The 23011-nt window shown below is 69.9% G+C and carries 19 protein-coding genes; 4 read left to right on the forward strand and 15 right to left on the reverse strand.

What is annotated here, in order from left to right:
• Positions 1-4: 4 nt before the first annotated feature.
• A complete protein-coding gene (locus tag ACFVXE_RS00115; protein ID WP_389667579.1) occupies positions 5-2236 on the forward strand; it encodes a DEAD/DEAH box helicase in 2232 nt (743 codons plus the stop codon).
• On the opposite strand, the gene ACFVXE_RS00120 is transcribed toward ACFVXE_RS00115, so the two are convergent.
• Complete coding sequence (locus ACFVXE_RS00120) at positions 2216-3328, reverse strand: multicopper oxidase domain-containing protein (RefSeq protein WP_389667581.1); 1113 nt, start codon at positions 3326-3328, stop codon at positions 2216-2218. The genes ACFVXE_RS00115 and ACFVXE_RS00120 overlap by 21 nt on opposite strands.
• Before the next feature lie 236 nt (positions 3329-3564).
• Here ACFVXE_RS00120 and ACFVXE_RS00125 point away from each other — a divergent pair, with 236 nt between their 5' ends.
• Together ACFVXE_RS00125 and ACFVXE_RS00130 are read left to right on the forward strand one after the other, a co-directional pair.
• Positions 3565-6057, forward strand: a complete 2493-nt coding sequence (locus tag ACFVXE_RS00125) for a ThuA domain-containing protein (RefSeq protein ID WP_389667582.1) — start codon at positions 3565-3567, stop codon at positions 6055-6057.
• The gene (locus tag ACFVXE_RS00130) at positions 6054-8288 is read left to right on the forward strand and encodes an OmpL47-type beta-barrel domain-containing protein (protein WP_389667584.1); all 2235 of its coding nucleotides are present in this window, start codon (positions 6054-6056) and stop codon (positions 8286-8288) included. Before ACFVXE_RS00125 ends, ACFVXE_RS00130 begins: the two co-directional genes overlap by 4 nt.
• 11 nt (positions 8289-8299) lie before the next feature.
• Here the strand turns inward: ACFVXE_RS00130 and ACFVXE_RS00135 are convergent, their stop codons facing one another.
• Entirely contained in the window at positions 8300-9379 is a 1080-nt protein-coding gene (locus tag ACFVXE_RS00135) for an ABC transporter permease (RefSeq protein WP_389667586.1), read from the reverse strand.
• Positions 9376-10386 (reverse strand): non-homologous end-joining DNA ligase, encoded by a 1011-nt coding sequence (gene ligD / locus ACFVXE_RS00140; RefSeq protein ID WP_389668071.1) that lies wholly within the window; start codon positions 10384-10386, stop codon positions 9376-9378. The genes ACFVXE_RS00135 and ligD overlap by 4 nt, the downstream gene beginning before the upstream one ends.
• A 97-nt stretch (positions 10387-10483) precedes the next feature.
• Between ligD and ACFVXE_RS00145 the strand changes: the two genes are divergently transcribed.
• Positions 10484-11545 (forward strand): ATP-dependent DNA ligase, encoded by a 1062-nt coding sequence (locus tag ACFVXE_RS00145; protein WP_389667588.1) that lies wholly within the window; start codon positions 10484-10486, stop codon positions 11543-11545.
• Here ACFVXE_RS00145 and ACFVXE_RS00150 read toward each other — a convergent pair.
• Genes ACFVXE_RS00150 through ACFVXE_RS00205 form a run of 12 tightly spaced genes read right to left on the reverse strand, consistent with a single transcriptional unit; the run spans position 11534 to position 23009 of the window.
• Positions 11534-12748, reverse strand: a complete 1215-nt coding sequence (locus ACFVXE_RS00150; protein WP_389667590.1) for a lytic murein transglycosylase — start codon at positions 12746-12748, stop codon at positions 11534-11536. The genes ACFVXE_RS00145 and ACFVXE_RS00150 overlap by 12 nt on opposite strands.
• 22 nt (positions 12749-12770) lie before the next feature.
• On the reverse strand, positions 12771-13517 hold the full coding sequence (locus ACFVXE_RS00155) for a hypothetical protein (protein WP_389667592.1): 747 nt from the start codon (positions 13515-13517) through the stop codon (positions 12771-12773).
• Between the two features lie 59 nt (positions 13518-13576).
• Positions 13577-14107 (reverse strand): hypothetical protein, encoded by a 531-nt coding sequence (locus tag ACFVXE_RS00160; RefSeq protein ID WP_389667594.1) that lies wholly within the window; start codon positions 14105-14107, stop codon positions 13577-13579.
• A 53-nt stretch (positions 14108-14160) separates the two neighbouring features.
• A complete protein-coding gene (locus ACFVXE_RS00165) occupies positions 14161-14805 on the reverse strand; it encodes a hypothetical protein (protein WP_389667596.1) in 645 nt (214 codons plus the stop codon).
• A gap of 19 nt (positions 14806-14824) precedes the next feature.
• Complete coding sequence (locus ACFVXE_RS00170) at positions 14825-15343, reverse strand: hypothetical protein (RefSeq protein ID WP_389667598.1); 519 nt, start codon at positions 15341-15343, stop codon at positions 14825-14827.
• Positions 15340-16593, reverse strand: coding sequence for an MCE family protein (locus ACFVXE_RS00175; RefSeq protein ID WP_389667600.1), 1254 nt, complete (start codon positions 16591-16593; stop codon positions 15340-15342). The genes ACFVXE_RS00170 and ACFVXE_RS00175 overlap by 4 nt, the downstream gene beginning before the upstream one ends.
• Positions 16590-17735, reverse strand: a complete 1146-nt coding sequence (locus ACFVXE_RS00180; protein WP_389667602.1) for an MCE family protein — start codon at positions 17733-17735, stop codon at positions 16590-16592. The genes ACFVXE_RS00175 and ACFVXE_RS00180 overlap by 4 nt, the downstream gene beginning before the upstream one ends.
• Positions 17732-18862: an MCE family protein gene (locus ACFVXE_RS00185; protein ID WP_389667604.1), complete on the reverse strand. Its 1131-nt coding sequence runs from the start codon at positions 18860-18862 to the stop codon at positions 17732-17734. Before ACFVXE_RS00185 ends, ACFVXE_RS00180 begins: the two co-directional genes overlap by 4 nt.
• Position 18863: 1 nt before the next feature.
• Positions 18864-19883 carry an MCE family protein gene (locus ACFVXE_RS00190; protein WP_389667605.1) on the reverse strand — a complete coding sequence of 340 codons (1020 nt, stop codon included), beginning with the start codon at positions 19881-19883 and terminating at the stop codon, positions 18864-18866.
• Positions 19880-20911, reverse strand: coding sequence for an MCE family protein (locus tag ACFVXE_RS00195; RefSeq protein ID WP_389667607.1), 1032 nt, complete (start codon positions 20909-20911; stop codon positions 19880-19882). Before ACFVXE_RS00195 ends, ACFVXE_RS00190 begins: the two co-directional genes overlap by 4 nt.
• Entirely contained in the window at positions 20908-22209 is a 1302-nt protein-coding gene (locus ACFVXE_RS00200) for an MCE family protein (RefSeq protein WP_389667609.1), read from the reverse strand. The genes ACFVXE_RS00195 and ACFVXE_RS00200 overlap by 4 nt, the downstream gene beginning before the upstream one ends.
• A complete protein-coding gene (locus ACFVXE_RS00205; protein WP_389667610.1) occupies positions 22206-23009 on the reverse strand; it encodes an MlaE family ABC transporter permease in 804 nt (267 codons plus the stop codon). Before ACFVXE_RS00205 ends, ACFVXE_RS00200 begins: the two co-directional genes overlap by 4 nt.
• Positions 23010-23011 lie beyond the last annotated feature (2 nt).

The following is a 23011-nucleotide window of genomic DNA, read 5'->3' on the forward strand; positions in this document are numbered from 1 at the left end:
GCACATGGAAGAGGCCGGGGAGACGGAGACCGGGGCAAGGACGACCGGGGCGCCGACGGGGAAGGCCGCCCGGGAGCTGATCGCACGGGCCGAGCAGCAGCTCGACGCGGCACGTGCCGTGCTGGCCGACCACACCCGGGCGGTCGACGCCGTACACGCCGCCCTCGTCCCCCTTCTCGACTCACTGGTCCGCCGCGAGCTGGCCGCCATCCCGGTCTCCCGGCTCAAGGACGTCACCGAAGGCCGGTTGCGCCTGGGCGCGGTCGAACAGGCCGGTTACACGACGGTCGGCCAGGTCCACGAGGCGAACCGGTACGAACTCCGGCAGATTCCGGGCGTCGGTGCGCAGACCGCCGACCAGGCGCTCGCCGCCGCAGGTCAGATCGCCCACGCGGTCCGTGACACGGTCGCCGTCCGGATCGACGTGGAAGCACCGGACGAGTCCACCACCGCCCTGGTCACGGCGCTGCACCGGCTGGTCGAGGCAGGTCCCGACGTCCGGCGGGCGGTGGACGCCGCCCGCCGGCTCGCCGGACGGCTCGAGCCCGCGCTGACCGGGGCGTCACCGGCCCGTGGGCGGCTGCGCATGCTGTTCGCCGGACGGGAGACCCGCGCTGCGGCGCTCGCCGCCGTCGCCTCCGTACGGACCACGGTCGCCGGCGCGGCGGAGCGCGGACTGCCGCTGCTGTTCGGGCAGGTGTCCGTCGACCTCCTGCGGCACCCTGAGTCGGACCTCGCGGCTTGGGTCGACTTCGAGCTGCGGTCCGCCGAGTACTACAGCCTGCTCGCCGAGATGTCGGGGGCCGGTCCCGACCGGGACGCCGCCGCGGGCTTCCTCCCGTCGGCGATGGCGGACCGGGTGCGCGGGCTGCGCCTGGACGACTCCCATCTGCGCGTCTCGCTGCGCGGCTACCAGTCGTTCGGCGCACGCTTCGCTCTCGCGCAGAAGCGGGTGATCCTGGGCGACGAGATGGGGCTGGGCAAGACCGTGCAGGCGATCGCCGCGCTCGCTCATCTCGCCGCCCGGGGCGAGACGCACTTCCTGGTGGTCTGCCCGGCGAGCGTACTGATCAACTGGACGCGGGAGGTCCGGGCCCGGTCCACCCTGCGGGTGCTCCCGCTGCACGGCCCCGAGCGCCAGGCGGCGTTCGCCGAATGGCAGGGGGGCGGCGGGGTCGCCCTCACCACGTTCGACGCCCTGCACACCCTGCCGGCCGCACGGGACGGCGGCAGGCGGCCCGGCATGCTGGTGGTCGACGAGGCGCACTACGTGAAGAACCCCGCCACCCGCCGCTCGCGCGCGGTGTCCGGCTGGGCGGGACACACCGAGCGCGTGCTGTTCCTGACCGGCACGCCGATGGAGAACCGGGTCGAGGAGTTCCGCAGCCTGGTGCGTCATCTTCAGCCCGAACTGGCTCCGTCGATCAGCACCACCCGTGGCGTCGCCGGTTCGCACGCCTTCCGCAGGGCCGTCGCACCCGCCTACCTGCGGCGTAACCAGGAGGACGTGCTCAGCGAACTCCCGGCGCTGGTACAGGTCGACGAGTGGGAGGAGTTCAGCGGAGCCGATCTCGACGTCTACCGGGAGGCGGTCGCCGCCGGGCAGTTCATGCGGATGCGACAGGCCGCGTATGCCCGCCCCGAGACCTCGGCGAAGCTGAACCGGCTGCGCGAGCTGGTCGCCGAGGCGTCCCGGAGTGGTCTGAAGGTGGTCGTGTTCTCGTACTTCCGGCCCGTGCTGACCACGGTACGGGAGGCCCTGGGCGCCACCGTGTTCGGTCCGGTCACCGGGGACGTTCCGGTGGCCCGACGGCAGGAACTGATCGACGAGTTCAGCGCGGTCGACGGCCACGCGGTGCTGCTGAGCCAGATCCAGGCCGGGGGCATCGGAGTGAACATGCAGGCCGCCTCCGTCGTCATCCTCTGCGAGCCGCAGATCAAGCCGACGATGGAGCACCAGGCCGTGGCCCGCGCGCACCGGATGGGACAGATACGCACGGTGCAGGTGCACCGGCTGCTGGCCGTGGACAGCGTCGACCAGCGGATGCTGGACATCCTGGCCCGCAAGGAGCGGCTGTTCGACGCGTACGCACGGCGCAGCGACGTCGCCGAGACGACGCCGGACGCCGTGGACGTGTCCGAGGGGAGTCTGGTCCGGCGCATCGTCGAGGAGGAACAACTGCGCCTGGCGACAGCGAGGACGGGGATCCGGCCCTCAGGACTTCGCGGTACCTGACCCGGCGGTCTTCGGCGCATCGGCCTTCGATGGGTGGTCCATCGATGGGTGGCCCGCCGATCCGTCGGACTTCGATCCGCCGGCCGCCGATCCGCCGCCCTTCGACGGGGCGGCCGTCGCGCCGTGCATGTCGTGCATGTCATGGGGGTCGTAGCCGGGCACCGTGCCGTCCGCCTTGGCGACGAGCAGCAGGCCGGCCATGCCCATGTCCGAGTGGCTCTGCACATGGCAGTGGTACATCCAGGCACCCGCGCCCACGTGTTCGCCGGCGATGACCTGGAATCCGAAGGAGTCCGCCGGTCCGACGATCTTCGTGTCGATCACCCTGCTGGGGTCGTCGGGCCCGGTGAGCAGCCCCGTCCGGTTGTCGGCCCAGCGATGACCGTGGACGTGGAACGTGTGGTAGTACTCGCCATGCGTGATCATGACGACTTCGAGCCGGTCGCCCACGGTGGCCTCGAAGTTGGGGCTCGCATCGGCGGGCTGGTTGTTGATGGTCATGTCGTTGAAGACGATGGTGATCGTCTTGTCCGGCAGGATGTCGCCCTTGCGCCGGACGACCACCGGACCGTACAGCCCCTTGCGGATGCCGCCCGTGCCGTGGTCCGTTCCGACGGCGTGGTCGTGGTAGTGCCAGTAGCCCGCACTGCCCGGCTGCCACGTGCCGTCCTTCCGGCGGCCCGGCGCGTGGGTCCGCCAGGTGTAGGTGCGGGTGCCGCCCGGTTCGACGATGCTGTTGTTCATCCGGGTGCCGTCGCTCGCGATGTCGTAGTCGACGCCGTGCGCGTGGAGGCCGGCGGCCACATCCATCGTGTTCTCGAACTCGATGTGCAGCGTGTCGCCCTCGTTGAGCTCGATGAGCGGTCCCGGGACGGTCGCCCTGCCCTTCTCCAAGCCGTAGCCCATCCGGCCGTCCGCCAGCTTCTCCGCGTACAGCTTGAGATGGCGGACCACGCCCCCCTCCGGAGCGGTCCTCGGCGGGGGTTCGGCCGAGCTGGCCTCGATCGCCCCTAGCGACAACGATGTCACCCCGGTTGCCGCCGCGACCCCGCCGCCCACCAGGAACCGGCGGTTGAAACTCCTGCGATCCATGTCGAACTCTCCAAATCTGGACGGGTGTTGCGGAGGTCTGCAGAGACCGGCGGGGCGCATGTGACCCCCGGAACGGGCCATACCGTAGCTCGGAGATCTTCGTTTATCCACACTAAGGACAAAGTTCGTGCCATTGCCGCCATAGCTATTGGCGAGTCGCGAAAAGAGGTCTAGCTTCATCCGCTGTTGCAGTGACCACATGCTGTTGCAGTGACCACAGAGAGGTGGGTGACCACATGCAGCGCGCGCCACATCACAGGTCCAGATCGCGACGCGGACTCGCGGCCGCAGTCGCGGCCGGCGCACTGACCGTCTCGTTACTCGGCGGGAACACCGCTGCCGCCAGGCCCTATCCGGCGGACGAGGAGTCGATTGCGACAACGTTGTCCCTACCGTCGCCACCCGGCGGGGCCAACGTGAAGGTGCTGGTCTTCCACGCCTCGGCGACCGACGAGTCGCCGACCGTCGACGCCGGCATCGCGGCGATCGAGAAGATCGGGCTCACCGGTCCCGCGGCCGGTCGGTTCAAGACCGTCGCCACCGACGATCCGGCCGTCTTCACCCGTGGCAAGCAGCTCGGCACGTACAACGCCGTCGTCTTCCTGACCGGCGGCGGCGATGTCCTCGACCCGGAGCAGGAGGCGGGTCTTGAGGCGTACATGGAGGCGGGCGGCGGCTTCCTCGGCATTCATGACGCCGCACGCACCGAGCCCTACTCGGACTGGTTCACCGGTCTGATCGGCGCCCGTCCGGCAGCCGACAGCCCGACATCGGTCCAGCGCGCGACAGTCGAGATCGGTGACCAGCAGCATCCGGCGACCAGGAACCTGCCGCTGGAGTGGAAGCGTCCCGACAAGTGGCTGAACTGGACGAAGAATCCGTCCGGTGACGTGCACACCGTGGCACGCGTCCGGGAGATCACGTACAAGCCGGGGGCGAGCGCCAACGGCTGGGACCACCCGGTCTCCTGGTGCCGTGACTACGACGGCGGCCGGTCCTTCTACACGGCGATGGGCGGTACCGCCGACAGCTTCGCGGAGACGGACTTCCGCGACCACCTGCGCGGCGCTCTCGCCTGGACGACCCGGCTGTCACAGGCCGACTGCAAGGCGACGATCACCTCCAACTACCGTGCGGAGCGCGTCACCCAGCCCAATCAGCCGGGCCTGAACGACCAGATCGGTGAGCCGCACGGCCTGGTGGTAGCTCCCGACGGCCGGGTGCTCTACATCGGGCGTGGCGGCGCCGACAGCAGCAAGCCGGTGGTCACCGACTGGAACGACCCGGATGTCGGCAAGGGCATCGGCCAGATCCATGTCTACGACCCGAAGACCAAGAAGGTGACCCTCGCCGGCGAGTTGACCGTCTTCGGCAACAAGGGCGGTGGCGACGAGCTGGTCAAGGTCGAGGAGGGGCTGCTCGGGATCGAGCTGGACCCGGACTTCGAGAAGAACGGCTGGGTGTATCTGCACTACACGCCTCACTCGGGGATCGACCGCGACAAGCAGATGGCGGTGCGTCAGGTCTCCCGGTTCACCATGGACCTGGCCACGAACAAGCTGGACATGTCCTCGGAGAAGGTGCTGCTGCACTGGCCGGTCCAGATCCACAGCTGCTGTCACGCGGGCGGCGGGATGGCGTGGGACTCCAAGGGCAACCTCTACATAGCCACCGGCGACAACAACTCGTCCGGATTCAGCGACGGTTACTCCGGGAACAACCCGCAGCCGAACTACAAGGGCGTGTCGTTCGCCGATGCCCGGCGCACCGCGGGGAACACGAACAACCTCAACGGGAAGATCCTGCGGATCCACCCCGAGGACGACGGCACGTACACCCTGCCCGAGGGCAACCTGTTCACCGGCAGGGAGACCGCCGAGGGCGGCGGCAAGACCCGTGGTGAGATCTATGTGATGGGCGTGCGCAACCCGGCCCGGATCTCCGTCGACAAGGCGACCGACACCCTGTACGCGGGGTGGGTCGGCCCCGACGCGGGCGCCCCGAGCACCACCTGGGGTCCGGCGAAGTACGACACGTTCGCCGCGATCACCAAGGCGGGCAACCACGGCTGGCCGTACTGCATGGGCAACAAGCAGCCGTACCGGGACCGCAATCTGCCCGACCCGAGCAAGCCGCTCGGATGGTACGACTGCGACCACCCCAAGAACGAGTCGCCGAACAACGACGGCCTGGTGAACCTGCCGCCGATCACCTCCAACACCATCTGGTACTCGCCGCAGGGCGGTGGCGTGGACTACCCGCGCGACGCCGACGGCATCCCGAGCTACAAGGTGGAGGAGCAGAAGCAACTGCTGCCGTGGCTCAAGGGCGGCGGCCAGGCCACGATGAACGGCCCGGTCTACCGGTACGACGCGGCGAGCACCAGCGCCGACAAGTGGCCCTCCTACTGGGACGGCAAGTGGTTCGTCGGCGACTTCTACGACGACACGCAGCCGCGCCACGCCGTGGTCACCGACCCGGCGACAGTCGGCAAGGGCGGTCTGCCGACCCACGCCGAGTCACTGAAGAAGATCATCCCGGTCGGGGAGAGCGGTATCCGCAACCTGATGGACTGGAAGTTCGCCCCGGACGGCTCGCTGTACGTCCTGGACTACGGGCGGGGCTTCTTCACCTCCGACTCCAAGTCCGCGCTGTGGCGTGTGACGTACAAGGGCGGCGAGCCGACGCCGGCCGCCTCGGATCTGGCCAGGAAGGCGGCAGCGAAGTGAGACACCGTTCGTACCTCGCACGACCCCGGTACCGGCCCGTCCGGTTGTGGCTGGCACTCCTGGGTTCGTTCCTGATGGTCCTGGGACTGTCCTCGACGGCCGCGTACGGCCGTGACGCCACCCGGGAGACCGCGGCCGCCGAGCAGGTCCTCACCTGGACCGCGGGCGATTCCATCGACCACTACCTGTCGGCGCCGACGACCGCGGTGGCCGGCAAGGCGACCGTCGTCTTCGAGAACAGCACGGCGACCGGCAACACGACGGGCATGCCGCACACGCTGACGTTCAGCGTGTCGGACCCCGAGTTCAACAACGACGTACCGCTGAACATCCTGGCCAACCCCGCTGACGACGAGGGTGGCAAGCACACCGTCGAGGTCACGCTCACGCCCGGCCGGTACTTCTACCACTGCACCATGCCGGGGCATCAGGCGATGCAGGGCATTCTCACCGTGACCGACGGCGGTGGCGGCGCGGACACCACCGCACCCCAGACGTCGGCGAAGGTCGACGGCGACAGGAACGCCGATGGTGCGTACATCGGCCAGGCCACGGTCACCGTCACGGCGACGGACGACAGTTCGGGCGTCGACACCGTCCAGTACGCGGTCGGGGCGGACGGCGCCTGGCAGCCGTACACCACACCCGTCGTGGTGAACGAGGTGGGCACGCACACCATCCGCTACCGGGCCACCGACAAGGCGGGCAACGTGGCGACGGAGAGGTCCGTGGAATTCGCGGTCGCCGCGCCGCCGACCGACGACACCACCCCGCCGGAGACGTCGGCGACCGTGTCGGGCGAGAAGGACGACCAGGGTGCCTACCTGGGCATGGCGACGGTCACCGTGACCGCGTCCGACACCGGGTCCGGCGTCAACGCCATCGAGTACGCCATCGGGGCGGACGGCGCCTGGCAGCCGTACACCGCGCCGGTGATGGTCCACGAGGTGGGGGCGCACACCGTCCGCTACCGGGCGACCGACAAGGCGGGCAACACCGCCGCCGAGCAGTCCGTCGGCTTCACCGTCGTCGAGCCGCCGTCGCAGGACGACACCCCGCCGGTCACCACGGCGAGGACCGACGGCGACAAGAACTCCGACGACGCCTACATCACCAGCGCCGAGGTGACGGTGACGGCCACCGACGCCGAGTCGGGTGTCGACCGGATCGAGTACTCCCTCGACGGCGGCCCGTACCTCGCGTACACGGACACCGTCATCGTCGACCGCGTCGGGTACCACACCGTCGCCCACCGGGCGACCGACAAGGCGGGCAACACCTCCGAGGCGAAGCAGGTCTCGTTCACCGTCGCCGCGAGCGGGGGCGTACCGGCTCCGAACTGCCCGGAGTTCGACGAGCGGCTGACCGTCATCGTCGGCACCGTCGACACCGGGATTCCCAACCGCATCACCGGCAACCGCTGCACGATCAACGAGCTGATCGAGGACGAGAAGGACTGGTCCTCGCAGGCGCTGTTCCTCAAGCACGTCGACAAGGTGCTCGACAGGCTTCTGGGGGACGGTGTGATCGACGCCCGGGAGCACAAGAAGATCTACCGGGCGGCCAGGCAGTCGGGGATCGGCAGGCCGGGCCAGGACGAGGGCTACAAGAAGCTCTTCGACGGCACGGCGGCGTCGCTCGCCAAGTGGCAGCAGGTCGGCGGCGGCAGGTTCGGGCTCAACGCGGACGGCTCGATCACCAGCTCCACCACCGTGGACGGCATGGGGATGCTCTGGTTCCCGGGACGGAAGTACGACGACTTCTCGCTGAAGCTGCAGTGGCGTGATGACGCCCCGGGGACCGGCAACGCCAACGGAGGTGTCTTCGTCCGCTTCCCGAACGTCCACGACAACCCGGAGGAGTCCCGTCCGGAGTGGGTCGCCATCAAGTACGGCCATGAGGTGCAGATCCTCGACAAGCCTGACGGGGACATGTACAAGACGGGTTCGGTCTACGGCTTCGACCGGGTCGGTCTGGCCGGCGCCGGCGTCACGCCCAAGGGCACCTGGAACGACTACGAGATCCGGGTGGTGGACCAGCACTACTCGATCTACCGCAACGGTGTCCTGCTCAACGAGTTCGACAACACCGGCGGACAGGTCTTCGAACCGCCGCGGGGCGACGACCCGGGCACCGACGGACGGCGGTACTCGTCCGGCTACATCGGGCTCCAGGTCCACAGCACCTCGGATGTGATCTCGTACCGCGACATCCGCGTCAAGGAGCTGTAGACCCGGGTGCGTCAGGAGGCCGCGGCCGCATGCCCGGGCATGTGGTCGCGGCCTGCGGGGTGCCGGCGGCACCACACCCAGAACACCGTGCAGGAGACCAGCGACCATCCGGCGAGCACCAGGTACGGGAAGACCCGCTGGTGCCCCTGGTAGTAGACGGCGGCGTGCTGGGCGTTGACCGAAGCCCCCGGGGGGAGCCAGCGGCCGATGAACCCGAGCACCGACGGAAGAAGCGGCCAGGACACCGCACCGCCTGAGGACGGGTTGCCGAGCAGCACCATCAGTCCCCACGTGGGGATCATCGCCCAGCGGCCCATCAGTGCGTTGAACATGGTGAAGACCATGCCCGTGGTGAACATGGTGAGGGCGAGGATCATCCACGACTGGAGGAACGGCAGCTTGACGGAGCTGAGCAGCCAGTCCACCACGGCGGTGATCGCGAACCCACCGAGCAGGGCGTAGGCGAGGGTGAACCCGATCCGGTCCAGGTGGGGCAGCGCCTTGGCGTGCACACTCAGCTGGATGGCGCCGAGGAATCCGATGATCACTGCGGCGAGCGAGATGTAGAAGAGGGCGAGGCCACGCGGGTCACCCCTCTGCAGGGGCTTCACGTCCCTGACCTTCACCGGCACATGGGCCGCCTCCCCCACCTTCAGCGTGGACTCGGCGAGCAGCTGGGCGACCGAGGCTCCGGACGCGCTCGCGATGTCCAGCGCGACTCCGCCGTCCTCGGGCCGCAGGACAGCGAAGACCTTCTGCTCCTCCAGCGCGTCGCGGGCCTCGGCCTCGGTGGCGTACTCGTGGAGTACCAGCGAGGTGTCGAGCGCGGCCTCCAGCCGGTCGAGAATGGCTTTGTCGCGCACGGTGCCGAGATCGCCGACCACGGCGGCCGGGATGTTGCGCGGGGTCGGATTGGCCATCGCGTACGTGTAGGAGCCGGCGAAGAGACCGGCGGCGGCCGCGATGATGAACAGGAGTACGACGGCGGGCAGATACGGGGACGCCCTGAACTCCGCCCATCTGTCGCCGTGGGTCCGGGGGCGCGCGTGCTCCCCATGAGGTGTGACGGGTTCCGGGCCGGGCGCGCTCATGCCTCCCCGTTCTCGTCGTGCCGGGCGCGGCTCGGCTGGACGCGCTTGGGTTCGCCGGGCATCTTCGGGTACTCCGGCGGGTACGGCATGTCACCGAGCCCGCGCTCCCGCTCGTCCCGGTCCGCCAGTTCGAGCAGCCGGTCCAGCCGGAACGCGTGGTCGTCCATGTCCGCGTGCACGTCACCGGCCTCGGCGTAGCGCTTCGGCATGGTCCGGATGTCGAAGTCACCCGGCTCGGCGTCGTCGATCTCGTCCCAGCGCAGCGGCGCGGAGACCGGGGCGTGGGGGCGGGGCCGCACGGAGTAGGCGGAGGCGATCGTGCGGTCGCGGGCGGTCTGGTTGAAATCGACGAAGATGCGTTCGCCGCGCTCCTCCTTCCACCAGGCGGTGGTCACCCGGTCCGGCATCCGGCGTTCCAGCTCACGCCCGGCAGCGATCGTGGCGCGGCGGACCTCGGTGAAGGTCCAGCGGGGTTCGATCGGTACGAAGACGTGGAGGCCGCGGCCGCCGGAGGTCTTGGGCCAGCCGCGCAGACCGTGGTCGTCGAGGACGGCGCGCAGTTCGTGGGCGGCGGTGACCGCGTCGGCGTAGTCCGTGCCGGGCTGGGGGTCGAGGTCGATGCGCAGTTCGTCCGGGTGGTCGGTGTCGGCGCTCCGCACCGGCCAGGGGTGGAAGGTGAGCGTGCCGAGGTTCGCCGCCCAGAGGACGGCGGCGGGTCCGGTGGGGCAGATCTCGTCGGCGGGGCGGCCGCTGGGAAAGGTGATGCGGGCGGTGGGGATCCAGTCGGGAAGGTTCTTCGGGGCCCTCTTCTGGTAGAAGAAGTCTCCGTCCACACCGTCGACGAAGCGCTGGAGGGTGGTGGGCCGGTCACGCAGGGCCCGGGTGATTCCGCCGCCCACGGCGAGGAAGTACTCGGCGACGTCCCGCTTCGTATAACCCTTCTCCGGGAAGTACACCTTGTCCGGGTTGGACAGCCGTACCGCCCGGCCGTCCGCTTCCAGCTCCACCGCTGTTCCTGCTGCGCCCATGGGGGCCACGGTAGGCCGGGCTCACAAATGCCGCATATCGGGAGACTCGCCGGGACATCCGGGCGAGAATCGGTCCATGGATCTGCCGGTGATGCCGCCCGTGAAGCCGATGCTCGCCAAGTCCGTGGCCAGGATTCCGCCGGGCATGCAGTACGAGGCCAAGTGGGACGGGTTCCGGGCGATCGTGCACCGCGACGGGGACGAGGTGGTGATCGGAAGCCGTACCGGGAAGCCGCTCACCCGCTACTTCCCGGAGCTGGTCGTCGCGGTCCGGGAGAATCTGCCGCCGCGCTGCGTGATCGACGGCGAGATCGTCGTCGCGTACGACGGAAGGCTGGACTTCGACCGGCTCAGCGAACGCATCCACCCGGCCGATTCACGGGTACGGCTGCTGGCGGGACGGACCCCGGCCAGCCTGATCGCCTTCGACATTCTCGCGGTGGGCGACGACTCGCTGCTCTCCAACCGGCAGGCGGACCGGCGCACCGTCCTGGAAGCGGCGCTGTCCGGCGCCTCTGCCCCCGTTCATCTCGCGCCCGCGACCACGGACCCGGCCGTCGCCCAGGAATGGTTCGAACGGTACGAGGGCGCCGGGCTCGACGGTGTCGTCGCCAAACCGCTCGATCTGCCGTACCGCCCGGACACACGCGCCATGTACAAGATCAAGCATGAGCGGACCGCCGACTGCGTGGTGGCCGGCTACCGGGTCCACAAGAGCGGTCCGGTCGTCGGCTCGCTGCTGCTCGGCCTGTACGACTCCGGGGGCGTGCTGCAGCACGTCGGGGTGTGCGCGGCCTTCTCGATGAAGCGCCGCGAGGAGCTGGCCGCCGAGCTGGAACCCCTGCGGACCGGCTTCACCGGTCATCCATGGGCGGCGTGGGCCGACGCCGCCGCGCACGAGACCGCCCGGCTGCCCGGCTCCCCGAGCCGCTGGTCCGGGAAGAAGGACCTGTCGTGGGTGGCGCTGCGTCCGGAGCGGGTGTGCGAGGTGGCTTACGACCACATGGAGGGTGACCGGTTCCGGCACACCGCCCGGTTCCGCCGGTGGCGGCCGGACCGCACCCCAGCTGGATGCACGTACACGCAGCTGGAAGAGGTGGTGCGGTACGACCTCGCCGAGGTGCTGTCAGCCGGCTGACGCGGGGTCCGTCGGGGTGGCGCAGGGGTCGCCGGTGGGGCTGGGGTCCGGCGACGGCGTCCCGTCCGCTCCGGCCGTGCCGGTCGGGTCCGGCTCCGGGGTGTCCGTCGGGCAGCCGGGGTCGGTGCCCGGATCGGGCGCGGAGGTGCTGGGGTCGGGGTCGGGGGTCGTGCCCGGGTCGGGGGTGGCCGATCCGGAGTCGGTCGGATCGGGGGTGCCCGGGTCGGTGGAGCCGCCGGGGTCCGGCGATCCGGACTCGGTCGGCGACGGGTCCGGGGAGCCCGACGACGACGGGTCGGCCGCATGGCTGGGCTGCGGACCGATGATGATGCCGCCCTCGGGGGTGCCGGGTCCGCCCACCGGGTGCGTCGGCTTGTTCGGCCCGCCCGCACCGGGGCTCTTGGGGACGGTGCCCTGGCCGTCGGCCACCGGGTGAGTGCCCTTGCGGTAGAACTCCAGCCACGAGAGCACCGTGCGCAGATAGGTGTCCGAGTGGTTGTAGCTGAGGACCGACCGGTCCAGATCGGCCTTCACGGACAGATCGCGCGGCCCCGCGCACAGGTAGTACCCGGCGGCGAGCGCCGCGTCGTAGATGTTGCTCGGGTTCCGGCGTCCGTCGCCGTTGCCGTCCTTGCCCCAGTGCGCCCAGGTGGAGGGGATGAACTGCATCGGCCCGACCGCCCGGTCGTACGTCCTGTCCCCGTCGTAGACACCGTCGTCGGTGTCCGGGATGTCGGCGAACCCGGCGCCGTTGAGCACCGGCCCGAGGATCGGGGTGAGCGTGTCGCCCCGGGCGTCGACCCGTCCGCCGCCCGCCTGCCCGGACTCGACCTTGCCGATCGCCGCGAGCAGTTGCCACGGCAGACGGCAGCCGGGGTCGGTGCGGCCGAGCGCGCTCTCCGCCGTTCGGTAGGCGGCCAGCACCGTGGCCGGAATGCCCGCCTCGGACCACGACCGGGCGACGGCCGGGCTCCGTTCGGCGCCGACCTTCGGCGGCACCGGCGTCTTCAGGGGCGGGAGTTCGGTGTGGTACGAGTCGTCGTTGGGCACCTCGGTCCACTTCACCTCGTCCAGCGCGGCGTTCTTCCCGGGATGCCGGTGGTTCACGATTCCGGGTGCTTGGGACGCGGTGAGCGCGGCCATCGCGGCGACGGCGGCCGCCGTGCCGCCGAGTCCGCGGCGTACGGTGCCGGTGAACCTCATGCGTGCTCCCCTCTCCCCCGGGTCACCGGGTGAACGTGTCGATGGCGGATATCCGCCAGCTGCCGCCTCGGCGGACGGCGTCCACGGCGAACATCGCCGCGGCGTAGGTCGTCTCCTCGGACTTGCCGGTACGGGTGTTGCTCTGGTCGGCGAAGACCAGCAGCCGGGCACGGTTGCCGTCCAGCAGTTCGACACCGCTCTCGGTGACCGTGGTGGTGAGGACGAGCTTCTGCTTCGGCGCCTGCGCCCGGACCTCCGCGAGCATGTCCCGGTGCTGCTGCACGGCCTTGCCCACGAGATAGGTACTCGCCGCCTGGTCGGACTTGGCGGTCGCGGCGTAGTTGTACGAGAACACCGCGCCGACGGCCTCGGAGATCTGGCCCTTCACCTCGCTGGTCCGGCTGATGTCGGTCAGCGCGGTGTTGCTCCTGGCCGCGTCGCTGTTCAGGCCGGCCGCCGCGGTGAACGACCAGACGGCGAACACGCCGAGCAGCACGGTGAGCGCGCAGAGCACGGCGGGGAGCCGGATCGTGGGGCGGGGCAACCACCCGCGCGGAGCCGCCGGTTCCTTCTCCGGTTCTCCGGAGAGGTCCCCGGAGTCGGGTGAGTCCGCCGGATCCGCGGTGACCGCCGTATCGCCGGCCGCCTCCGGCCGGTGCGGTTCGCTGCCCGGTGCCCCGGTTCTGCGCGGCGGCGTGGCGGTGCGCTCGGCAGCGGCCACCGTTGCCAGGCGTCGCTGACGGTTGACCAGGTGGCGGGTCGTCGACATGTCCGGACTTCCTCTCGGTGATCTGATGGATCGGGCGGGCGGGCCCGGCCGGGACCGTGTCAGCCGGCGGTGTTGCCGACCGGCGCCTGGCCGAGGGCGCTGAGCTTCCACCCCTCGGACGTGCGGGTGAGCTGTCCGAGCATCCGGCTCTCCTTCACCGCGGGCTTTCCCTTCGGCGCCGTCACGGTGATCCGCAACGCCACCATCACCGCTGCCTTGCCCGTCCGGTCGTCGAGTTCGGTGACCGCGCCGGACAGCACTCTGGCGGTGCTGATGGTCTTCGCCTGCTGGATCTGTTTCTCGAACTCGGTCCGCCCGGCGACCAGTTGCTGGTGCAGGTCGCCGGTGGTGGAGTCCTCCCAGCTGTCCAGGCCCTTGCGCAGGTTCTGATGGTCGAGCGTGTTCATGTTCTGCACGGCCTGCTCGCCCGCGGCCAGCGCGTCATCGCGGGTCTGCGCGTAGGCGGCGGATTCGTCGTGAGCGGCCCCGTACCACGACCAGCCGCCCCAGCCCGCGCCGGCGGCCGCCGCGACCGTCAGTGCCACCCCCACCGTGACCAGTGGGTTCCTTGCCGTCCGTACCCGTGCCATCGCTGTCTCTCCCCTGCCGGCTGAGCTGGCCCGTCCCTGCTGATGTGCCTGTGCTATCTGGAGGTGATCCCGACGATCTGCCAATGCCCGTCCCGGAGTTCGGCCGTGACGGAGAGCTGCGCCCCCGCCGTGGTGGCCGTCCTGCCCTGCCGTTCGTAGACCTGGTCGAGGAAGACCAGCAGATGGGCTCCGGTGCCCGAGAGCCGGATGACTCCGGTGCGCACGACATGGGTGGTGAGTGTCAGCTTCTGGTCCGCGGACTGCTTCTCGACCTGCCCGAAGAGCGCCGCGTACTGCCTCAGTGCTTCTCCTCCGAGCAGCCTCTTCGCCGATGCCTTCGTCTCGTCGGTGCCGCCGGGGCCGTACGAGAAGACCTTGGTCAGCGCGCTGCTGACATCGCCGGCGACCCGGGCGGTCGCGGCGGTGTCGGTCAGCGCCAGGTTGTCGGTGGCCGGGGTGTCGCGCAGCTGCCGGCCCCGGACGAAGAGTCCGGTGCCCGCCGCCAGCAGCGCGACGACCAGGACCGCGGCGGCGACGGGACGCCACCGCCCGCCGGTCCGCGGGGCTTCGCCGTCCGCCGCCTCCCCGGTGGAAGGCGCAGCGGTTTCCCGGTCCTCGTCGGTGTCCCCCGCGGCCCGGGCCCGCCCGGCGTCCCGCGCCGCCGGGGTCTCCTCGACGTCCTGACCGGTGCTCACCATGCCCGTCCTCCTCCACGCCTCATGCGGCACCGACCGGGATCGCGTCGAGTGCCTTGACCTTCCAGCCGTCCGCGGTGCGGGCGAGCGTGGCCTCGAAGCGTTTGCGTTCGGTGCCCGCGTTCCCGGTGCGCGGCGTGACCTCGATGTCGACGGTTGCGATCAGTTCCGCCGTGCCGGTCCGCTCGTCGAGCGCGGTGAGCGCTGCGTCAGTGACCGTGCCGCGCGCCGTGCTGCCGGACTTCCTCAGCTCGCTCGCGTCCTTGCTCCGGGTGCGCGCCAGCTGGTCGTGGAGCGGTCCGGTGGAGACGGCGAGCCACTGCCGCAGCCCCGCGTCGACGCTCACCGCGTCCTTCCCGTCCAGGCTGTTCAGCCGGGCGAGATGGTGCTTGCCCTCGGCGAGTACGGCGTCCCGGGTCTTCGCGTACGCGAGGTCGTCGTCGCCGCGCGCCTGCGCGTACGACCAGCCGCCGAGGGCGCAGATCAGCGCCGCTGCGAGCACGGCCGCCCACCCTCCGAGGCTCCTGGTGCGGGCGTTCATCCGTCGCTCCCCAGTCCCAGCAGCCCGGCCATGCCGTTCGCGGCGGGCGCGTCCGCTCCGAGCCCGAGCGCCCCCGGGAGCTGTCCGCCCGCTTCGTCGCCGAGGAGCAGCGAGCCGGGTCGGGCGGGCTCGGGCACGGCCCCTCCCTTCGGCGCGTTCGCGCTGCCGCGGACGTTGATGCCGGTGCCGGGTGACGAGGTGCATCGCGTCCCGGTGTCGGTCGGGGGCGCGGGCGAGGTGTCGAGCCCGTTGCGATAGGTCGTGGAGCCGTATCCGGCGGTGCAGGGCAGCGGCTCGAAGAAGGTGACCGACATGCCGAACCGTGCCCCCTCCTCGTCGACCGCGCTGGCGCCGGCCGCGGCGACCGCGGGCAGTTTCACCAGCAGCTCTTCCAGTCCGCGCTGCCGGGTGACGGCGACCTCGGACGTGGTCAGCAGGTTCGCCACCACGACGCCGAAGCTGGGGTCGAGGTCCCGCAGCAGTCCGCTGATCTGCCCGGTCGCGTCCGGCGCGGTGGCGATCAAGGTCCGCAGGTCGGTGTCGGAGCTCTTCAGCTGTGCGGCGAGTTCCGCGGCACCGGAGGCGAAGCCCTTGAGCGCCTCGCCCTGCTCGGCCTGGGTGCGCAGGACGGCCTCGCCGTCCTGCATCAGCCTGATGTCGACGGGCAGGGCGTCGTCCGCCGACTGGACGAAGTCGCTGCCGGTGTCCAGCAGGACCTGGAGGTCGTCGCCCCGCCCGCTGAACGCGGCGCCGAATTCGTCGACCACGGTCCGCAGGGACTCCAGGTCGACGGAGCCCGCAAGGTTGTCGACGCTGGTGAGGACGTCGGTGACCGGGGCCGGGACGGTGGTGTCGACCTGGTCGATGACCGAGCCGTTCGCCAGGTACGGCCCGTCGGTGCGGGCCGGGCGCAGGTCGACGTACTGCTCGCCCACCGCGGAGAGGCTGGCGACGACGGCCTTCAGGTCGTCCGGGATCCGCGGCGCGGACCTGTCGATCCGCAGCTCCGCCTCCACCCCGTCGTCGGTGAGCTCGATGGGTCCGACCCGGCCGACGGAGACGCCGCGGTAGGTGACGTCGGCGTGCGTGTACAGGCCGCCGGTGCGGGAGAGCTGGACCTTGACGGTGTAGTAGTCCCGTATCCCGACGTAGTGACCGAGGTCGGCGTAGCGGACGCCGAGGTAGCCGAGTACCAGCACGGCGATGACCAGGAACGAGATGTTCTTCAGCCGGATGGCAAGGGTGATCACTGCTTGGTCCCCTCCGTTCGCGGGTTCGTCACGGAAGGCAGCGGCAACGGCAACGCGGCTGTCTTCGCGGTGGTGGCCGCCGTCGCCGCGTCCGGTTCGAAGGCAGGAATGATCGTGGTGCCGGGTACGGCCGTCATGTCCAGGTAGACGTTGAGGTAGTCGCCCTTGACCCCGCGCAGCACCTCGTCCGTGAACGGGTAGGTCATCAGGACCTGCAGGGAGTCCGGCAGGTCGTTGCCGGAGTCGGCGAGCGCCCTGAGGGTCGGGGCGATCGCCTTCAGGTCGGCGACGGTGTCCGCCTTGCTCTTGTCGATGGTGTCGACGGCGACGGTGGAGAGGGTGTCGAGGGCGCGGAGCATGGTGAGCAGCGAGCCCCGCTGTTTCTCCAGGACCTTCATGCCGGGGCTCAGCCCGGTGAGGACCTCGCCGACGTCCTGCTTACGGGTGGCGAGGGTGGCGGAGAGGCGGTTGACGCCGTCGAGGGCGTCGGTGATGTCCTTCTTGTGGTCGTCGAGGTCGGTGACGAGCGTGTCGACGCTGCTGAGCATCGAGCGCATCTGCGGCTCCCGGCCGGCCAGTGCCTTGTTGAGTTCGGTGGTGATGGTCTTGAGCTGACTGATGCCGCCGCCGTTGAGGAGCATCGACAGTGCGCCGAGGACCTCTTCGACCTCCGGGTTCCGGTTGGTCCGCGCAGGCGGGATCCTGGCGCCGTCGGCGAGGGTGCCCTCGGCGGTGCCGGCGGCGGGCGGGGAGAGCTGGATGTACTTCTCGCCGAGGAGGCTGGACTGTTCCAGGTGTGCGTACGCGTTCGCCGGCAGTTTGATCCCGCCGTTGACCCGCATGGTGACCTCGGCGTTCCAGCTGCCCGGGGCGAGGGTGATTCTGGTGACGCGCCCCACGGCGACGTCGTCGACCTTCACCGTGGACTGCGGTGCGAGGCTGAGGACGTCCGCGAACTCCGCGGTGACCTCGTACGGATGGTCGCCGAGGTCGGCGCCTCCGGGCAGCGGCAGCTGCTCGATCCCGGTGAACGCCGGCAGGTCGGTGGTGGTCGCGACAAGTGCGAGGCCGACGCCGACGGCGAGCAGGGCGACGAGGCCGGTGGTGGCACGGGCTCCGGGTCTGCGGAAGGCACGGCTCATGGGTTCGCTCCCTTCTCCTGATCGGATTCCTTGGCCTTCTTGCCGTCCTCGGGTGTGCCGTACACGGTGCCCACGGCGGGCAGCGGCAGCGAGGGAAGCGTCTTCTGCCGTGCGGCGTCCACCGGGGTGAGCCCGTCGAGGCCGGGGGTCGACGCGATGAGCGGCCCGCCCATGCTCAGCTCGTTGAGGTCGGTGCGGCCGTTGAGTGTCCGGTAGGTCGGGTCGTACGCGTTGAGCACGTTGCCCGCCGCGAGCGGCAGCGTGTCGAGGGACTCGGCGAGCGAGGCCCGTCGGTCGACGAGGATCCGGGTGAGCGGGACCAGGGCGTCCACGTTCTTCTTCAGGGCGCCGCGGTTGTCCTTGATGAACGTCTTGACCTGGCCGAGGGCGGTGCCGAGTTCCTTCAGCGCGGCTCCGAGGTTCTCCTTGTCGTCGGCGAGGAAGCCGGTCACGGAGTTCAGCTGTTCCTCGGCGGCGCGCACGTCGCCGTCGTTCTCCTTCAGCATGGTGGTGAACGTCTGCAGGTAGGAGAGCGTGTCGAAGAGGTTGCCGCTGCTCTTGTCGAGCGTCTTGGTGGCCTTGCCGAACTGTGCGACGGAGTCCCCGATGGCCTTGCCGTTGCCGTCGAGGTTCTTCGCCCCGGTGTCGAGCAGTGCGGCGAAGGCACCGTCCGCGTCGGCCCCGTCCGGGCCGAGGGCGTCGGCGAGTTCGGTGATCGACGCGTACAGCTGGTCTACCTCGACCGGTGTGGCGTTGTCCGACGCGGGCAGTTCGGCGCCGTCCTCCAGGACCGCTCCCCCGTCGTACGCGGGTGCGAGCTGGATGTACCGGTCGGCGACGAGGCTGGGGGCGACCACGACGGCGTGGACGTCCCGGGGTACCTTGACGCCCCTGTCGACCCGGAGGACGACCCCGACCTCCTTGCCCCGTGGTTCCACCGATTCGACGGTGCCGACCTTCACTCCGAGGATCCGCAGGTCGGATCCGGCGTAGACACCGGTGGCCTGGTCGAAGTAGGCGGTGACGGTCGTCGTCCCCTCCTCGTCGAGGGCCATCACTCCGGTGGTGGCGGCGACGGCCACCACGGCGAGCCCGGCGCCGATGCCGACGATGCGCGTGAGTCTCATGTCAGCTGCCGCCTTGCTGCTTGGGAGGCATACATCCGGTGGCCGGTGGGGTGCCGGCGGGGAGGTAGTTCTTCGGGACGACTCCGCAGACGTAGTTGTCGAACCAGCGGCCGTTGCCCAGCGTGTTGCCGACCAGCCGGTTGTACGTACCTGCCATGGAGAGCACCTTGTCGAGGCTCTTGCGGTTCTTCTGCAGGACCGCGGTGACCCGGCCGAGCGCGTCCAGTGTCGGTTTCAGCTGCTTGTTGTTGTCGGCGACCAGCCCGGTGAGCTGGGTGCCGAGGTCGCGGGTGCCGGTGAGCAGCAGATGGATGGAGTCGCGGCGCGCCTGGATCTCGCCGAGGAGCAGATTGCCGTCCTGCAGCAGCGTCTCGAAGCTGCTCTTCTTGCCGGCGAGGGTCTTGGTGAGCTGCTTGCTGCCCTTGAGGAGCGTGGCGAGCTGGGCGTCACGCTCGGATACGGTCCTCGAAAGGGCGGAGAGTCCGTCGGCCGCGCTCTTCACGTCCGGCGGGGAGTCCTTGAAGGTGGCGGAGATCGTCTCGAAGCTCTTGGCGAGCTGCCGGGTGTCGATCGCGCCGATGGTCTCGCCGAGGCCGTTGAACGCCTGGGTGACGTCGTACGGAGAGGTGGTGCGGCTTGCGGGGATCCGCTCGTGCGGGTCCTGCCGGGCGTTGCCGAGCGGATCGACGGCGAGGTACTTCTCCCCGAGGAGTGTCTTGATGGCGATGCCGACGGTGCTGGCGTTGCCGATCCAGGCACTCTCGACCTTGAAGCTGACCTTCACCTTGTCACCGTCCAGCGCGACCCCGGTGACCTCGCCGACCTTCACCCCGGCGATCCTCACCTCGTCCCCGTCGCCGAGTCCGGCGGACTCGGTGAAGTCGGCGTTGTACGTCGTCCCGCCGCCGGTGTAGGGGAGCGCGTCGGCGCGGTAGGCGGCCACCGCGACGAGGGCCAGGACGAACAGGCCCACGAGGGCGACGGCGACGGGGTTGCGTTCCCGTACGGGCTTGATCCTCATGACAGGCACCTCGGCTGGGTGATCGCGATGCCGGTCGGCGGGGCGCTGCCGTCGCTGGTCGCCACACCGCTGATCCGCGCTTCGCAGAGGTAGAGGTTGAGCCAGGAACCGTACGAGGTGAGGCGGGTGATCGCCGCCATCTTGTCCGGGGTCTTCTCCAGGAAGCTCTCGATCTTCGGGCTGTTGTCGGCCAGCCGGTCGGAGAGCCGGCCGAGCTGCCTGATGTCGTCCTTGAGCGGCTTGCGCCCGTCCTGGAGGAGGCCGGCGGTGACGGTGGTCAGTGCTCCCATGGCGGTGACCGCCTCGCCGAGCGGTTCACGGTCGCCGGAGAATCCTGAGACGAGCTTCTGGAGGGTGACGACGAGGTCGTTGAAGCCCGCCTCGCGGTCGTTGACGGTCTTCAGCACCGTGTTGAGGTTCTTGACGACTTCACCGATCACCTTGTCCTTGGCGGCGACGGTGCCGGTCAGGGAACCGACGTGCTGAAGGATGCTGTCGACGGTGCCGCCCTCTCCCTGGAGCACCTGGACGATGGAGCCCGCGAGCTTGTTGACGTCGGGCGGGGAGAGCCCTTCGAAGAGCGGCTGGAAGCCGTTGAACAGCTGGGTGAGGTCGAGCGCGGGGGTGGTACGGGAGAGCGGGATCGTGGAACCCGCGGTGAAGCTCTCCCCGACCGGTCCGGCCCCCTGGTCGAGGTCGATGTACCGCTGGCCGACCATGTTGAGGTACTTGATCGACGCGGTGACCGACGCCGGGAGTCTGCGGCCCTTCTGGACGCTGAAGCCGACCTCGGCGAGCCGGCGGTCGGCCACCTCGATCGACTCGACCTGCCCGACCTCGACCCCGGCGATCCGGACGCTGTCGCCGACCACGAGTCCGGTCGCGTCGGTGAAGCGGGCCTTGTACGAACTGGTCCGGCCGACTCCCGTGTTGGCTATGGACAGGGCGAGGACGGTGGTCGCGAGGACCGTCACCAGGATGAAGACGAGCGATTTCGCGAGGGGTCCCGCGATCGAGCGGCGCTTCACTTGAGCGTCACCTCCGCACCGCGGAAGGCCGGACCGATGAGCACGCTGCTCCAGTCGGGCAGGGTCTGCGGCTGGACCTTCAGTGAGGGAGCGACCAGTTCGTTGACGAGCCGGCTCTCCTGCGGGGAGTTGGGCATGCCGAGTGAGGAGTCCGCGGCCGGAACCTCCTGGGCGGTCCTCGGTGTGGAGCCGGAACCGGTGTCCGTGTCCGCCGAGGAGCGGGCGTCCGCGGTCGGTACGGCCGCGCCGATGTAGGGCACGGAGTAGCAGTGCGGTCCGCCGGTCGCGTCATAGACCGGGGTGTCCTTGCCGGGCACGTACTTCCCCTTGGACGGCACGGTCTTCAGCGTGACGTGGAGCCCCGGTTCGTCGGTGCCCTTGCCGAGCGCCTTGTCCATGGCCGGGACGAACCCGGCCATGGTGCGCAGTGTGCAGGGGAACTCGTCCGAGTAGGTGGCGAGGGTCTCCAGGGTGGGCCGGCCGGTGGCGGCGAGCCGGATCAGGTTGTCCTTGTTCTTCCGCAGGAACGTGGTGAGGTCCTGGGCGGACGCGGTCGTCGATCCGTACAGGTCGGCGAGTTCCGCCTGCTGTTGGGCGATGGTGCCGCTGGTGGTGGTGAAGTCGGTCAGCGCGTCCAGCACATCGGGTGCCGCGTCCCCGTACGCCCTGCTCACCTTGACGAGTTCGGTGACGTCACGGTTGAACGTGGGGAGTTGCGGGTTGAGTTTGCGCAGATGCCGGTCGAGCCTGACGAGGGTGTCGCCGAGTTGGTCGCCGCGCCCTTCGAGCGCCTGGGAGACGGCGGTGAGGGTGGCGGAGAGCTTCTCCGGCTTCACGGCGGTCAGCAGCGGCAGGACGTTGTCGAGGACCTCTTCGAGTTCGATGGCGTTGCTGGAGCGGTCCTGCGGGATGACGGCCCCGGCCCGCAGGGTCTGCGCGGACGGGGTCCTCGGCGGTACGAGCGCCACGAACCGTTCCCCGAACAGGGTGGTGGGCAGCATCTGGGCGGTGACGTCGGCCGGGATGCGGTCGAGCTGGTCCGGATCGATCGCGAGGGTGAGGCGGGCCCCGTCCCCGTCCGCCGAAATGGTGCGGACCTGGCCGACGACGACGCCGCGCAGCTTCACATCGGCGTTGTCGTGCATCTCGTTGCCGACCGACCCGGTGCGTACGGTCACCGTGGCGTCGTGGGTGAAGTCCTTCTCGTACACCGAGACCGACACCCACACCAGCACGGCGGGCACCAGCAGGAAGGCGACTCCGGCGATTCTGTGCCGGGCCGTCCGTGCGCGCGTCATCCGGCCACCTTCACCGTCGTCGTGGCGCCCCAGATCGCGAGCGAGAGGAAGAAGTCGGTGACGCTGATCAGCACGATCGCGTTCCGCACCGACCGGCCGACGGCGACACCGACCCCGGCCGGCCCGCCCTCGGCGTGGAAGCCGTAGTAGCAGTGGGCGAGGATCACCATCACGCTGAAGATCAGCACCTTGAGCACCGACAGCAGCACGTCGTCCGGGGAGAGGAAGAGGTTGAAGTAGTGGTCGTACGTGCCCTCGGACTGACCGTTGAAGAGCACGGTGACGTAACGGGAGGCGACGTACGAGGAGAGCAGCCCGATCGCGTACAGCGGGATGATCGCGACGACACCGGCGATGATCCGGGTGGTGACGAGGTACGGCATGGAGCGCACACCCATTGCTTCGAGGGCGTCGACCTCCTCGTTGATCCGCATCGCGCCGAGCTGGGCGGTGAAGCCTGCGCCGACGGTGGCGGAGAGCGCGAGTCCGGCGACGAGCGGTGCGATCTCGCGGGTGTTGAAGTAGGCGGAGATGAAGCCGGTGAAGGCGGAGGTGCCGATCTGGTTGAGCGCGGCGTATCCCTGGAGGCCGACGACCGTACCGGTGAAGAGCGTCATCGCGATCATCACGCCGATGGTGCCGCCGATGACCCCGAGCCCGCCGCTGCCGAAGGCGACTTCGGCGAGGAGGCGCTGGACCTCCCTCAGATATCGGCGCAAGGTCCGCGGGATCCAGACCAACGCCCGTACGTAGAAGGTGAGATGGTCGCCGGAGCGGTCCAGCCAGCTGAGCATCGACATCG

The sequence above is a fragment of the Streptomyces sp. NPDC058231 genome (assembly GCF_042882275.1).
Classification (GTDB): domain Bacteria; phylum Actinomycetota; class Actinomycetes; order Streptomycetales; family Streptomycetaceae; genus Streptomyces.

Bases quoted from the DNA above. Each gene is read 5' to 3' on its own strand.
- ACFVXE_RS00115 (WP_389667579.1), top strand. From the start codon at position 5: ATGGAAGAGGCCGGGGAGACGGAGACCGGGGCAAGGACGACCGGGGCG.
- ACFVXE_RS00120 (WP_389667581.1), bottom strand. From the start codon at position 3,328: ATGGATCGCAGGAGTTTCAACCGCCGGTTCCTGGTGGGCGGCGGGGTC.
- ACFVXE_RS00125 (WP_389667582.1), top strand. From the start codon at position 3,565: ATGCAGCGCGCGCCACATCACAGGTCCAGATCGCGACGCGGACTCGCG.
- ACFVXE_RS00135 (WP_389667586.1), bottom strand. From the start codon at position 9,379: ATGAGCGCGCCCGGCCCGGAACCCGTCACACCTCATGGGGAGCACGCG.
- ACFVXE_RS00145 (WP_389667588.1), top strand. From the start codon at position 10,484: ATGGATCTGCCGGTGATGCCGCCCGTGAAGCCGATGCTCGCCAAGTCC.
- ACFVXE_RS00150 (WP_389667590.1), bottom strand. From the start codon at position 12,748: ATGAGGTTCACCGGCACCGTACGCCGCGGACTCGGCGGCACGGCGGCC.
- ACFVXE_RS00155 (WP_389667592.1), bottom strand. From the start codon at position 13,517: ATGTCGACGACCCGCCACCTGGTCAACCGTCAGCGACGCCTGGCAACG.
- ACFVXE_RS00160 (WP_389667594.1), bottom strand. From the start codon at position 14,107: ATGGCACGGGTACGGACGGCAAGGAACCCACTGGTCACGGTGGGGGTG.
- ACFVXE_RS00165 (WP_389667596.1), bottom strand. From the start codon at position 14,805: ATGGTGAGCACCGGTCAGGACGTCGAGGAGACCCCGGCGGCGCGGGAC.
- ACFVXE_RS00170 (WP_389667598.1), bottom strand. From the start codon at position 15,343: ATGAACGCCCGCACCAGGAGCCTCGGAGGGTGGGCGGCCGTGCTCGCA.
- ACFVXE_RS00180 (WP_389667602.1), bottom strand. From the start codon at position 17,735: ATGAGCCGTGCCTTCCGCAGACCCGGAGCCCGTGCCACCACCGGCCTC.
- ACFVXE_RS00185 (WP_389667604.1), bottom strand. From the start codon at position 18,862: ATGAGACTCACGCGCATCGTCGGCATCGGCGCCGGGCTCGCCGTGGTG.
- ACFVXE_RS00190 (WP_389667605.1), bottom strand. From the start codon at position 19,883: ATGAGGATCAAGCCCGTACGGGAACGCAACCCCGTCGCCGTCGCCCTC.
- ACFVXE_RS00200 (WP_389667609.1), bottom strand. From the start codon at position 22,209: ATGACGCGCGCACGGACGGCCCGGCACAGAATCGCCGGAGTCGCCTTC.
- ACFVXE_RS00205 (WP_389667610.1), bottom strand. From the start codon at position 23,009: ATGTCGATGCTCAGCTGGCTGGACCGCTCCGGCGACCATCTCACCTTC.